We start from the raw sequence: 12,575 nt of genomic DNA, 5'->3' as shown, positions 1-12,575 counted from the left end.
TATGATTTCCGAAAACTCTATCGCCGCCGTGTTTCCCGGTCAGGGTTCCCAGCGGCCTGGAATGGGAAAAGATTTTTTTGACAGCATCCCCGTCGCCCGGCAGACCTTTGAAGAGGCCTCCGATACCCTGGGCTGGGACGTTGCAGCCCTGTGTTTTTCCGAGGATGAACGTCTCAATCTAACAGAATATACGCAGCCTTGTATCCTGGCCACCGAAATCGCCATGTTTCGCGGGATCCAGGCGCTTTACCCTTTTTCTCCATCTGTTTACGGCGGGCACAGCCTTGGTGAATTTTCCGCCCTCGTCGCTGCCGGCGTTTTTTCTTTTCCGGACACGCTGCGCATCGTGCACGAAAGAGGACGCCTGATGCAGAATGCGGTTCCCGTAGGCGTCGGAGGAATGGCCGCCGTTATTTTGAACGATCTCGATGTCCAGGAGATACGCAGCCTGCTGTCGGATCTGCCTGTCGATGTTGCAAATGAAAACTCCCTTTCCCAGGTGGTCATCAGCGGGGCCGTCGAGGCATTGCCTGCCGCAGAAAAGCGTTTATCCGAGCGGTTTACCGATCCGTCGTTCCGCGTCGTCGCGCTGCGTGTCAGCGCCCCTTTTCACAGCCGGTTCATGAAAGCCATCGGCGAACCTTTCCAGCAGGTCCTGATCGCCACCGCATCTTCCTGGCAGCCCGAAAAGGCGGCAGCAGTGACTTCCAACTACACCGGAACCTACCACCGTCCAGAGGCGGATGCTATTTTAAACGCCCTCGTTTTACAACTGAGTTCCGCCGTTCGTTGGATCGATAACATGAGAGCGTTGTCTTCCACAACCAAAACCGTCTATGAAATCGGACCCGGCAGACCGCTGAGGGACTTTTTCAAGACCATCGGCGTCTCCTGCTCTTCCATCACGGCCCTTTCCGCGGCCCAACGCCTCTTTCGTAACGCCGACAAAGCATCGAACCTTTAAACCCGTTTATTTCTCAAGAAAGGATAAGCTATGGATCTAAGCCTGAACGAAACTCAGCAGATGTACGTGAACACGGTCTCGCGATTTGTCAAGAACGAGATTCTTCCCCACGCCCTTGAGATGGACCGGAAGCACGTGTTCCCAGTGGATTTGCTTAAACAGGTCTGGGATATGGGCATCATGAATATCTCCGTCCCGGAATCCATCAAGGGGTACCATGTCGATGTGGTATCAGCCGCCTTGATCATCCGGGAACTTTCCTATGGCGATTCCGGCCTTGCAACGTCCGCCATGTGCAATGACCTGGCGAACGTCGTTATTGCCCAGCACGGATCGGAAGCTCAGCAGCAGGCCTATCTGAAGCCCTTTGTCGATGCCCCGCTGCTCTCGGCCTTCTGCCTGACGGAACCGGCCGCAGGTTCGGACAACCTTTCCATGACCTCCTATATTTCAAAGCGGGAAGACGGCAGGTATGTCCTCAACGGGTCGAAGTGTTTCATCACCAATGCCACCTATGCCTCTCAATTCACCGTTTTCTGCAAGGTGGGAAAACCTTCCAGCCAATTGATGGCCTGTGCGATCATCCCCGTTCCTCCCCTTCCCCTCGACGCGGCGTCCCCCATTGACGGGGTTCGGGAAATTCAGCTGCCCACAGGCGGAAAGATCATAGTCGGCAAACCGGAAGACAAACTTGGGCAGCGCCTGTCCAACACAGCCGGCGTGACCTTCGAGGATGTTCTGCTCGAACCCGGCCAAATTATCGGAGATCGCCGGCTGGGCTTCAAGTACGTGATCGACGTCCTGGATTTCGCCCGTCCCATGATTGCAGCCATCGGAGTCGGAGTGGCAAAAAGGGCCTTTGATCTGACCCTGTCGTATGCGAAGGAGCGCAAACTCTTCGGCCAGAGGCTCTGTGACATCCCGGTCGCCAGGCAGACCCTGGTCTCGATGTGGAAAAAGGTTGAACTTTCCGAATTGGCTCTGTTAAAATCCGCCATCAAAATCATGGAAGACGCGCCCGATAAAGGGATTTATTCGTCCCTCGCGAAAAACATGGCCGCGGAAACCGCTCTTTTCTGCTGCAACGAGGGGCTGCACCTGCACGGCGGCTACGGGTTCACCAATGAGTATGAGATTTCCAAACTCGTTCGTGATGTGCACATCATTGATATTTATGAGGGCACCCGCGAGGTTCAGGATATGATCATCGGGCGGGAACTGGTATGAGATAATTATGCTATATCTTCACGGCTTAGGTCATTTTCATCCTGAAAATGTCATCAGCAATGCTTTTCTGGAAGAACTGGACATCGGTACGAACGAAGAATGGATCATGGAGCGGGTCGGCATTGCGGCCCGCCGGACGGTCATGTCCCTCGATTATATCCGCTCCACAAAAAATGTGGATCCACGGGCGGCGATAGAGGCCTCTGACTACAATAACGCACAGATCGCCGCCTTCGCGGCGCAGATGGCCCTCGAACGCGCCGGGCTTTCTCCCGGCGATATCGGGATGGTGATTTCGGGAAGTTCCGCTTCGGATCATCTGACACCGGCGGAGGCATCGACCGTCGCCGCGGAACTGAACATCGACGTCCCCTGCTTCGACGTGAATTCGGCCTGCAGCAGCTTCGGGATGGATATTCACGTCCTGGACATGATGAAACCGGAGACTCTTCCCCCTTTCGTACTGATCGTCAATCCGGAAACCATGACCCGGAGCGTGGATTACTCGGATCGCGCCGTCGCCGTTCTCTTCGGCGATGGAGCCGCAGCGGCGGTGGTTTCAACGCGGGAGTCCTCCGGGGCCGTCTTTCTCTCCAGTTTCTGTGATTCGAAGCCCACAGCCTGGGAAAAGGTAGTTATTCCCCGGATGGGTTATTTTCGCCAGGATGGGCATGCGGTTCAGGGGTTCGCCATCCGCAAGACGACGGACTCCATCCGGGCGTTGCAGTCCGTTTACCCGGTCAACCGCTTTGTCGGCCATCAGGCCAATCTCGGGATGCTCCGCACCGCCTGCGAGCGCACTGGCATTTTGGAGGAGCAGCACTGGCACAATGTTGAATATTTTGGCAACACAGGCTGCTCCGGCGCTCCTGCTGTTCTGAGCCAGCACTGGAACGACTTTTCCCCCGGCGACCACGTGGCGGTCTGCGTTGTGGGGGGCGGTCTGACATGGGTGCATACCCTATTGAAAATTGAGGATCAATTATGACCTATGAGGAGTTTCGCGAACGCGGCAGCTTCAGCCTTGAAGATCTGCTGGCCTTTGCTTACGGTAATCTCGTGGAAAATCGCCCCGAAGGCTTTGACGCCCGCCTTCCTGCGCCCCCCTTTCTCATGATGGATCGGATTCTGACGATCACCCACGACGGTCGTCAAGGCCGCATTGTGGCGGAACAGGATATTCGCCTTGACGCGTGGTATTTTCAGTGTCATTTCTCCGGGGATCCTATCCAGCCGGGTTGTCTTTGTGTCGATGCCGTCTGGCAGTTGCTCGGGTTTTACTGTGTCTGGCGCGGGGCCCTCGGGGCGGGTAGGGCGCTCGGCTGCCAAAACGTTTCCTTCAACGGCCAGATTCGTCCGTATAACCGCTGCGTCCGCTACGAAGTGGATATCCGCCGCTTTTCCCAGTTGAAAGATTCCGGTTCCAGCGTGGTTATCGGCGATGCGAAAGTCTTTGTCGACAACGAATTGATCACGGAGATCAACAAGGCCCAGTCCGGTGTTTTCAGCGGCATCGTTTACCCGGATTATCCCAAGCACTCCCGCAATTCGACGGGAGGAATCATCAGGAGCTAATCATGAGTTCGAATAAACCAGTGGCGATAGTGACGGGGGGCGGTACGGGCATCGGCGCCGCCTGTTCCAGGGTTCTTTCCCGGGAAGGTTTCCGGGTGGGAATCAATTATATCGATATCGTTGAAGAGCAGGCCAAGGCCGTTCTTGCGGAGATTGAAGACGGATTTCTTCTCAAGGCCGACCTCACGGATGCCGGCCAGGTCGAGTCCATGCTTGCCGAAATCAAGGAGCAGGCCGGCCGTGTCGATGTGCTTCTCAATGCCGCAGGCATTTCCATCAACAAGGACATCAACAGTATGACGCTGGAGGATTTCGATCTGCAGCGGGCCATCGTCCGGGGAAGCTGGTATCTGACCAAACGGATTCTGCGGCTTTTCATGCTCCGGAAAAACAGCGGTCGCATCATCAACATCTCCAGCGTCGTCGGCCATACCGGGAACAGCGGGCAAATTCCCTACACGATGGAAAAAGCCGCCCTGGACGCCTTTACGAAGTCGCTCTGCAAGGAACTGACGGGAAGAAACATCCTGGTGAATTCCATTGCGCCGGGATTCATTGACACCCCGATGACCCAGAATCTGCCCGAGGAAGTCAAAAAGCGCATCCTGGACAGCATCCCCCTGGGGCGTCTCGGCTCTCCGGAGGAGATCGCCGATGTGGTTTCCTTCCTCGCCTGCCGGGCCTCCTATATTTCAGGGACGGTGATTCATGTCAACGGAGGCCTTTATGGGGGCTGATCGAAAAACCATGGATCTCGTGCTGAAGGCGGTTCCCCAGCAATACCCCTTCCGGTTCATCGATGAGATCATCGAGCTCGACGAGAATCACATCGTCGGCGCATACCGTTATCGCGAGGACGAGTATTTCTATACGGGACACTTTCCTGACCGTCCGATTACCCCGGGAGTGATTCTGATTGAAACGATGGCCCAGACCGGCGTCGTGGCTTTCGGGCTTTATCTGACAATGCAGCAGAAGCACAATTCTCTTGAAGAGACCAGACAATTGACAACCCTTTTTACGTTTGTAGAAAGTGTCGAATTCAATAATATTGTATCGCCCGGCGAACGGGTGGTCATCCGTGGTGAAAAAATATATTTCCGGAGAGGAAGCCTTAAAACAAAGATCAGTATGGAACGGGAAAACGGTGAAAATATCTGTTTTGGTGTACTAGCCGGGGCGGGGGTTATGTTGCATGAAACGTAGAGTCGTTATTACAGGAATGGGTGTCCTTGCACCCAACGGTCATGGTCTGGAGGAATATGAAGCGGCCCTTCGTGAAGGACGGTCCGGGATTCGCTATATTCCGGAGTTGAAGGAGCTCAATTTTGCCTGTCAGGTCGGTGGAATCCCGCAGGGTGTCGAGGCGATACGGGAGCGATATTTCGTCCCGGAACAGCTGATTTCGATGAATGAGAATATCAGCTACGCAGCAATCTCAGCGGTTGATGCCTGGAGGGATGCCGGGCTGACCGTCCCTTCATTCGATTCCGATGAGGTGGACTGGGATTCGGGCATTATCGTCGGTTCCGGCATCGGGGGGATGGACACCATCGCCAATATCGTGGTTCCCATGGTCAATGCGGGAAAAGTGAAGCGGATGGGCAGCAGCATTGTCGAACAGGTCATGAACAGCGGGACCAGTGCGCGTGTCGGCGGACTGCTGGCCCTGGGAAACCAGGTGACCTCCAACTCCTCGGCGTGCAGCACCGGCAATGAAGCCATTTTTGATGCCATGACGCGGATTCGGGCCGGATTGGCCAAGCGCATGCTGGCCGGCGGCACGGAAGGCGCCTCACCCCATATCTGGGCGGGCTTCGATGCCATGCGGGTGCTCTCCAAAAAATCGAATGACCGCCCCGAAGAGGCATCGCGGCCGATGAGCGCATCAGCCGGCGGATTTATTCCCGGATCCGGGGGGGCCCTTCTTCTTCTCGAGGACCTGGAAACGGCTCAGGCCCGCGGCGCCCGCATTTACGCGGAGCTGCTCGGAGGGCACGTCAATTGCGGCGGACACCGCATGGGGGGCTCCATGACCGCCCCCAATCCGACAGGGGTCAAGAGGTGCATCCTTGCAGCCATCGCCGACGCGGGGATTTCGGCTCAGGACATCGAGGCCATCAACGGCCACCTGACGGCCACCTTCGCTGACCCCTACGAGGTACAGAACTGGACCGGAGCGTTAGAACGCGGTCCGGAAAATTTCCCCTACATCCAGTCAACAAAGTCCATGGTCGGTCATTGCCTTGGTGCAGCCGGGGCCATTGAGTGCGTTGCCGTTGTGCTGGAGCTCTACAAGGGGTTTCTCCATCCCTCCATCAACTGCGAGGATGTCCATCCGGAGATTACCGCTTTTTCCAAAAGCATTCCGCATCAGACGGTGGAGTGCCCGGATTTGAAAATTATCGCCAAAGCCGGCTTCGGATTTGGCGATGTGAACAGTTGCCTGATTTTTAAGAAATGGGAAGAATAAAAACAAATAAGAGCATTGAAAAGGAGCATTAAAATGGACGAAAAAAAGATTTTTGAAGAGTTGATCAACATCCTGAGGCTTTACGCCAAGGACCCCGCCCTTCTGGAAACGGCGACAAAAGATACCCACATTCTCAACGACCTCAAAGTCAATTCCGCGCGTCTTGTGGACGTCATCATCAAATGTGAGGATGTCTTTGGAATAGAGATCGATGACGACGATGCCGACAAAATCCGGACCATCGGAAATGCAATCGAAGTGGTTCAAAGCAAACTGGCTTAAGGGTTCTTCATGAAGAAAGCGGGAAATAATTCTCTCAGACTGCAATATGCTCTCGGCAGAATCGCCGTTTTTATTGTCGGTCCATTGATATATCTTGCCATACGCCTTGCGGGTTACCGAATCCGGGACATCCGCAGGATCCGCCATAAATGCCACGAGCTCTTCAAAATCCATGAAGGGCCGTGGATCATTTGTGCGAATCATCTGACGATGATCGATTCCGCCATTCTGACCTATGCCATCGCGCCGTTGTACCGTTTTCTTCTGAGCTATCAGACGCTCCCCTGGAACGTCCCGGAGCGGGCGAATTTCCAACGGAATCTCTTTCTCACGGTTGTCTGTTATCTTACAAAGTGCATTCCGATCAGCCGCGGAGCCGGTCGCCAGGAGGTCCAGTCCACACTCGACCAATGTCTTGCCGTATTGAACAGCAAGCAGAATGTCATGATTTTCCCGGAAGGGGGCCGTTCCCGGATCGGCCATGTGGACACGGAGAATTTTTCCTACGGGATTGGTCAGTTGATCGACTGCTGCAGGGAGTGCAAAGTGCTTTGCCTATACCTCCGGGGAGATCATCAGGATCAATACAGCAATCTGCCCCGGTGGGGAGAAAAGTTTTCCGTGCTGGTCGATGTCATTGAACCGGCACCAACGGAATTGAGCGGCCGCAGGGCGCACCGTCACTACGCGGCTCAATGCATACAGAAACTCGCCCATATGGAGGAACAGCATTTTGCCTCATGTCGGCAACGACATCGTGGATCTGACCCAATCCACTGCAAAAAAGAAGAGCAGAAATATTCGTTTCCTCAACCGCGTCTTCACGCCTGATGAACAGGACTTCATCCTGTCCTCATCCGCCTTCCCGGAACTGAGGCTCTGGTGCTGCTGGGCGGCCAAGGAAGCGGCTTACAAAGCCATCAGCAAGGCCTGTCCTGACATACCAGCCATCCCGAAGCTCTTTCCGGTCTCCATAGACCCTGAAGGCCATGAAGATTCCGGAACGGAATCTCCGGACATCCAGGGCCTTTTCTTTCCACGTCTGTCTGCAGGTTCCGTCTTGACGCCCGCTGGGAGGTGCTGGATCCGGATTGAATACCGCCATACCTACCTCCACTGCCTTGCCTTTACTCACGCTCCGGATACCCTGAGCGTTTTCCGTCATGTTCACTACCTTTCTTCATCCCTTCAGGGGGGGCGCGCTCCCGATACCGAGGCCGGCCGGCTGGCGGCAAGGTTCTATCTTGCGGGACTGCTTTCCGAGCATTTCGAGGACCTGGAGATTGTCCGGCAGCAGAAGGGATCTTCAGCGGCACCGCCCCGGGTCTTCTGCCGGGGCCGGCTCCTTGATGTTGACATCAGCCTGAGTCATGACGGGTTGTTTCTGGCCCATGCCTGCCTCCTGCAACCTTCCGTTCCCTGATTCGAAAGGCCTTCGTTTTGGGATTTGCACTCCTTGCCTTCCTATGGTAGTTTTTCCGGAAATGCATGTTTTGCCTGAGGGCATGTAAAGACGAGGAATCATCACCACGGCACCCTGGATTGCGGAAATTCAATGGTTACTTTTATTGAAGGCATAGGCACAAGGACGTTAAAGCTTTGCCGTTCCGCATTCGAAACGCTTTTTTTTACCTGGCAGGTCATCCTTCATCTCCTTGACCTCAAGACGTACAATAAGGCCACTCAACTGGTCATCATCACGCAGCTGTATTTTACGGCCGTACAGATACTGCCCCTGTTCATCTATATTTCCGCCCTGATGGGCCTGTTTCTGATGGGGATCGTCCTTGACTCCATCAAACAGATGGGGATGGCGGGGAATCTGGGTAATATTCTGATGGGCTTCATCTTCACGGAGGTGTGCCCCTTTATGACCGTGCTCCTGCTGGCGTTGCGCTCCGGGGCGGCGCTCAACACGGAGGTGGCGGTCATGAAGGTCAGCAAGGAATTGGATGCGCTGAATGTCTTTAGAATCGACGCCTTCGATTATATCGTTGTCCCCAGAATTTTGAGCGGAATCATTTCCGTCGTTCTTCTCAACGGCATTTTCACCCTCGTGCTTCTGGCGAGCGGGGCCCTGTTTTCGCGGATGATTTTCGGTCTGGCATTCGATGCCTACATCCGGATTCTGGTTGTATCCGCCGACTTTTCGGACCTGGTGATCCTGATCCTGAAATGCGCAACCTTCGGATTTTTTATCACCCTGCTTCCGATTCGATACGGTTTGACGGCATCGAATGAATTGTCCAGCATTCCCATAGCCGTTTTGACCGGTATGAATAACGTATTTATAGCCATCGTCGTCATTGAGGTCCTGTCATTAATCCTAAGCTCCATTTAATATTATTTGAAGATGAGAATCGCCTTGACGAGGCCCTTTCGGATTTGAAGGAGAGGCATCCGGAGAACCTCGGGCTTGTTTCAACGGACATTCCCCTGATTTCCAACTTGAATGTGTGGCTGAATATTGCTCTAATACGGCTTTACCATCTCAGCGAAAGCAGGCTGCAGGCGAAGAGGGTCGTCGTGGGTCTTCTGAACCGTTTTCAGAAGCGGGAGATCGCCGGTTTGCGAATTGCGGCGCTGGATCACTGGGAACGCTACCTGGTCAAACTGCTGCGGGCGGCGATGGTCCAGGATGCCCTGATCGTCATTGACCGGCCCTTTCGTCTCGTGCCTGATCTGCCCGATGCGGAACTGATCGAGAACAGTCTGACCCGGATCGATGACCTTTATTTCTCCTGCAGGATTTTGGATTATTCATGGAATCGCGACCGCTATAGGATAAAAGATGTTTCGGAGTCTTGAATACAAGGTCGGGCTGTTCATCCTGATCACCTCGGTGCTGATTGTTTCCGCCATCGGTTATGTGGCCTACAAGAAGGATGTTTTTTCCCGGGTGGACACGTACACACTGGCCTCCTTTTCCGGTGAAGATCTGACGGAGGGTATGCCGGTCCTCCTGTCAGGCTACAAGATCGGCAGAGTGCATGCCCTGGAACTCGGCGATGACGGGCGCATCCTGATCCGGATCAAAATTCTCCACCGGCATGCGAAATGGCTTCGGCGGGACAGCGTGTTTATCATCAACAAGCCGCTGATCGGCGATCCGCGCATCGTACTTTCCACGGGGAAAATGAGCAGTCCCCCCCTGTCCACGGAAGCGATCAAGGAAGTTGTGGTGGCCAATGACATCAACACAACCATCAAGAAACTGGAACCGGTCGTGGAGCGGCTGAACCGGATCACCATCAATATCGAAACCCTGACGGCGAACCTGGTCGACCCGAAGGGAAACGTGAATCAGATTCTGCGTCACACGGAAACACTGGCCGAGCGGCTGGCCCGCACGGATTCCCTTCTTGATCTTGCCTTGGGCAACCCGGATACGGTGTCCGCCGTACAGGAAGCACTCAAAAATACAGAGGAAATAACCACGGAGATGACCCGCATTTTAAAGACGGTGGATGCCATGGCTGTAAAATCGGATGAAGCCCTTTACGGCAAGGACGGAATTTTCCCATCCATGCGAACGCTCCTGGTGGATCTTGTGGGCAAGCTGGCCAAACTGGATCAGTTCGTTATCCATGTAAACAACGTGGGCGCCAACGTGGACGCATCGACAAAGGATCTCGGAGTGCTGCGCAGGGACATCGATGAAACGATCAGCACGATCAACAGTCTTGTCAAGGAGTTGGACAGGAAAATCCCCTTCAGGAAGGAGCCCAGGATAAAACTGCCGTGAAACGATACCTGGCTTTCATGTGTGGCTGTCTGCTTCTGTTATGCGGATGCGCCGGGAAATCCGTCCCGGAATGGAGAACGGCCAGCTTTTCCCATCTGGAACGATACAAGAGCGATTTTCTGTCGGGAAAGGACACAACGGCTGAATTTCACTTTCAAAAGGCCATTGAGGAAATTAAAAGAAGCGGCGATTTATCGCTGCTTATGACGGCTTACCTGACCCGGTCTGCGCTCCGGATCGCTGTCCTTGAAACGCCCGACCACCGGGAATATCTCGAAATCGCAAAAGCCGATCCGGCCGGTGCCGATCGTCAAAAAAACTATTATCTCTTATTGGCGGGGAGCTTCGACTCGCTCCAGAGAGAGCACCTTCCGCCCTCCTATCAGGACCTTGCCGCAGCCCTGGAGAGGGGAGACAGGGAGGAGATCTCCGGGTCGGTTCACAGAATCCGCGATGACCTCTCCCGGCTGATCGCCACGGGGCTGGCGGTCCGCTATCGAGGGGAGGACGAAGCCCTGCTGACCGGTGCAGTGGACCTCGCTTCCGTTCATGGCTGGAGGAGGCCCCTGCTGATTTATCTTGACCGCCTGAAATCGTTTTACCGGAGCCGGTCGGACATGGAAAAAGAAGAGAAAATCCGCCGGAAGATTGAATTGCTCTCAAGCCGGTCAGGCATGTGGAGCAAGCCGGGTCCAGCTTGTTGCATTCCAGAAATGCCCGGTGGCTTCGACAAGGCTTTCTGGAGTCAAGGCACCGCATTTCAGGGCAAAATAGCGATGAAAGGCCAGGCAGGGCGTTAATTCCGGATGGAACACGGTGACGAGTACCCGGTCGTTTTCCGCGGCAGCGATATAGTCCTCAAATTGCAGGAGGACCTTGACATCGCGTCCAACGCCGACGATCTTCGGAGCCCGGATGAAGGTGAGGGGGATGGCGTCCGGAGAGACCTCGGGAATTGAAGCTTCGCGATAAAAACTGTCCAGCTGCGAACCGAAACCGTTCCGTTCAATGGCCATGTCAATCAGCCCGAGATGAGGCTTTTCTCCCAGAACGCGGGTTGCCAGGAGAATCGCACCGGCACAGGTCCCCCAGATGTTCATGCCCCGATGAAAGGCAGCCAGCAAAGCCTCTTCCATTCCGAAGATCCGCATCAGCCGGGAAAGGCAGGTGCTCTCCCCACCTGGGAGGATCAACCCCGCAATATCTTCAAAATCACCGGATTCTTTGACTCTTTTTCCGGTTATTCCCAGACGCTCCAGATGGTCCAGATGCTCGCAAACCCCTCCCTGAAGATCAAGAACACCGATTCTGTTTTGTAACAATGCTTCGCTGCAGATCATCGTGAAAAAAAACTTTTGATTTACCAGCCCCGCGTCGCCAGGATCTGATCCTCGGGTATTTGAGCGATTTCAAGCCCGGGCATGGCATCGCCCAGGTCCATGGAGGCCTCCAGGACCTTTGCCGGATCGTTGAAGTAGGCCGTCGCCTTGACAATGGCACGGGCGCGCCTGGCAGGATCCGAAGATTTGAAGATGCCCGACCCCACAAAGATGCCGTCGCAGCCTAGCTGCATCATCAAAGCGGCATCAGCCGGCGTTGCAATCCCTCCCGCGGCAAAATTCACGACGGGGAGGCGTTTGAGTGTCCGGACCTGAAGGGCAAGCTCATGGGGAATCCCGTTGTTCTTTGCAAAAGCCGTAACCTCTTCAACCGGCATGCTGGCCAGTTGCCTCGTTTCTCGATTCATGGTCCTCATGTGGCGAACCGCTTCCACAACGTTTCCCGTACCGGCTTCACCCTTCGTTCGAATCATGGCCGCGCCTTCGGCGATCCGCCGGAGCGCCTCGCCGAGATTTCGAGCACCGCAGACAAAGGGGATGGAAAACCTGGTTTTGTCGATGTGGCACTCCTCGTCAGCGGGTGTAAGAACCTCGCTTTCATCAATATAATCAATCTTGAGAGCTTCCAGGATCTGCGCCTCCACAAAGTGACCGATCCGGGCCTTTGCCATGACCGGAATTGAAACGGACTTCTTGATTTCGGAGATCATGGCTGGATCGGACATTCTTGCCACCCCGCCCTGCGCGCGAATGTCCGCCGGTACGCGCTCCAGGGCCATGACCGCCACAGCCCCCGCCTCTTCTGCGATCTTAGCCTGTTCAACATTGGTAACGTCCATGATGACGCCGCCTTTAAGCATTTGTGCCAGTTGAACATTGAGTTCATATCTTTTTGTGTCCACGATAGGTTACCTCTCCAGTTCCCGGGAATTCCAGGATATAAAGTGATTTGATTTTTATGATGATTTT

General features: G+C 54.7%; 15 protein-coding genes. 13 read left to right on the top strand and 2 right to left on the bottom strand.

Annotation, left to right across the window (positions count from 1 at the left end; all coding sequences use genetic code 11):
* Nucleotide 1 precedes the first annotated feature (1 nt).
* The 13 genes from AB3175_RS08810 (at nt 2) to AB3175_RS08750 (ending at nt 10,266) form a co-directional block, all read left to right on the top strand.
* On the top strand, nt 2-964 hold the full coding sequence (locus AB3175_RS08810) for an ACP S-malonyltransferase (protein WP_367360573.1): 963 nt from the start codon (nt 2-4) through the stop codon (nt 962-964).
* 30 nt (nt 965-994) lie between these two features.
* Nucleotides 995-2,191: an acyl-CoA dehydrogenase family protein gene (locus tag AB3175_RS08805; RefSeq protein WP_367360572.1), complete on the top strand. Its 1,197-nt coding sequence runs from the start codon at nt 995-997 to the stop codon at nt 2,189-2,191.
* A gap of 7 nt (nt 2,192-2,198) precedes the next feature.
* Nucleotides 2,199-3,179 (top strand): 3-oxoacyl-ACP synthase III family protein, encoded by a 981-nt coding sequence (locus AB3175_RS08800; RefSeq protein ID WP_367360571.1) that lies wholly within the window; start codon nt 2,199-2,201, stop codon nt 3,177-3,179.
* Nucleotides 3,176-3,766: a bifunctional 3-hydroxydecanoyl-ACP dehydratase/trans-2-decenoyl-ACP isomerase gene (gene fabA / locus AB3175_RS08795; protein ID WP_367360570.1), complete on the top strand. Its 591-nt coding sequence runs from the start codon at nt 3,176-3,178 to the stop codon at nt 3,764-3,766. Before AB3175_RS08800 ends, fabA begins: the two co-directional genes overlap by 4 nt.
* Before the next feature lie 2 nt (nt 3,767-3,768).
* Nucleotides 3,769-4,503 carry a 3-oxoacyl-ACP reductase family protein gene (locus tag AB3175_RS08790; RefSeq protein WP_367360569.1) on the top strand — a complete coding sequence of 245 codons (735 nt, stop codon included), beginning with the start codon at nt 3,769-3,771 and terminating at the stop codon, nt 4,501-4,503.
* Complete coding sequence (locus AB3175_RS08785) at nt 4,493-4,972, top strand: 3-hydroxyacyl-ACP dehydratase FabZ family protein (protein ID WP_367360568.1); 480 nt, start codon at nt 4,493-4,495, stop codon at nt 4,970-4,972. Before AB3175_RS08790 ends, AB3175_RS08785 begins: the two co-directional genes overlap by 11 nt.
* On the top strand, nt 4,962-6,239 hold the full coding sequence (locus AB3175_RS08780; protein WP_367360567.1) for a beta-ketoacyl synthase: 1,278 nt from the start codon (nt 4,962-4,964) through the stop codon (nt 6,237-6,239). Before AB3175_RS08785 ends, AB3175_RS08780 begins: the two co-directional genes overlap by 11 nt.
* A gap of 33 nt (nt 6,240-6,272) precedes the next feature.
* Complete coding sequence (locus tag AB3175_RS08775; RefSeq protein ID WP_367360566.1) at nt 6,273-6,521, top strand: phosphopantetheine-binding protein; 249 nt, start codon at nt 6,273-6,275, stop codon at nt 6,519-6,521.
* 9 nt (nt 6,522-6,530) lie between these two features.
* Entirely contained in the window at nt 6,531-7,352 is an 822-nt protein-coding gene (locus AB3175_RS08770) for a lysophospholipid acyltransferase family protein (protein WP_367360565.1), read from the top strand.
* A complete protein-coding gene (locus AB3175_RS08765) occupies nt 7,279-7,944 on the top strand; it encodes a 4'-phosphopantetheinyl transferase superfamily protein (protein ID WP_367360564.1) in 666 nt (221 codons plus the stop codon). The genes AB3175_RS08770 and AB3175_RS08765 overlap by 74 nt, the downstream gene beginning before the upstream one ends.
* Nucleotides 7,945-8,076: 132 nt before the next feature.
* On the top strand, nt 8,077-8,862 hold the full coding sequence (locus tag AB3175_RS08760; RefSeq protein WP_367360563.1) for an MlaE family ABC transporter permease: 786 nt from the start codon (nt 8,077-8,079) through the stop codon (nt 8,860-8,862).
* A 44-nt stretch (nt 8,863-8,906) separates the two neighbouring features.
* Nucleotides 8,907-9,329, top strand: coding sequence for a hypothetical protein (locus AB3175_RS08755; protein WP_367360562.1), 423 nt, complete (start codon nt 8,907-8,909; stop codon nt 9,327-9,329).
* On the top strand, nt 9,313-10,266 hold the full coding sequence (locus AB3175_RS08750; protein WP_367360561.1) for an MlaD family protein: 954 nt from the start codon (nt 9,313-9,315) through the stop codon (nt 10,264-10,266). Before AB3175_RS08755 ends, AB3175_RS08750 begins: the two co-directional genes overlap by 17 nt.
* Before the next feature lie 668 nt (nt 10,267-10,934).
* Here the strand turns inward: AB3175_RS08750 and pdxT are convergent.
* Both pdxT and pdxS read right to left on the bottom strand, forming a co-directional pair.
* Nucleotides 10,935-11,588: a pyridoxal 5'-phosphate synthase glutaminase subunit PdxT gene (gene pdxT, locus AB3175_RS08745; RefSeq protein ID WP_367360560.1), complete on the bottom strand. Its 654-nt coding sequence runs from the start codon at nt 11,586-11,588 to the stop codon at nt 10,935-10,937.
* A gap of 38 nt (nt 11,589-11,626) precedes the next feature.
* Entirely contained in the window at nt 11,627-12,508 is an 882-nt protein-coding gene (gene pdxS / locus AB3175_RS08740; RefSeq protein ID WP_367360559.1) for a pyridoxal 5'-phosphate synthase lyase subunit PdxS, read from the bottom strand.
* Nucleotides 12,509-12,575: the final 67 nt, after the last annotated feature.

Origin of the sequence: Syntrophus sp. (in: bacteria), assembly GCF_040768185.1 — a bacterium.
GTDB lineage: Bacteria > Desulfobacterota > Syntrophia > Syntrophales > Syntrophaceae > Syntrophus > Syntrophus buswellii.
The sequence above is the reverse complement of the archived record's forward strand: the minus strand, read 5'-3'. Positions and strand labels throughout refer to the sequence as shown.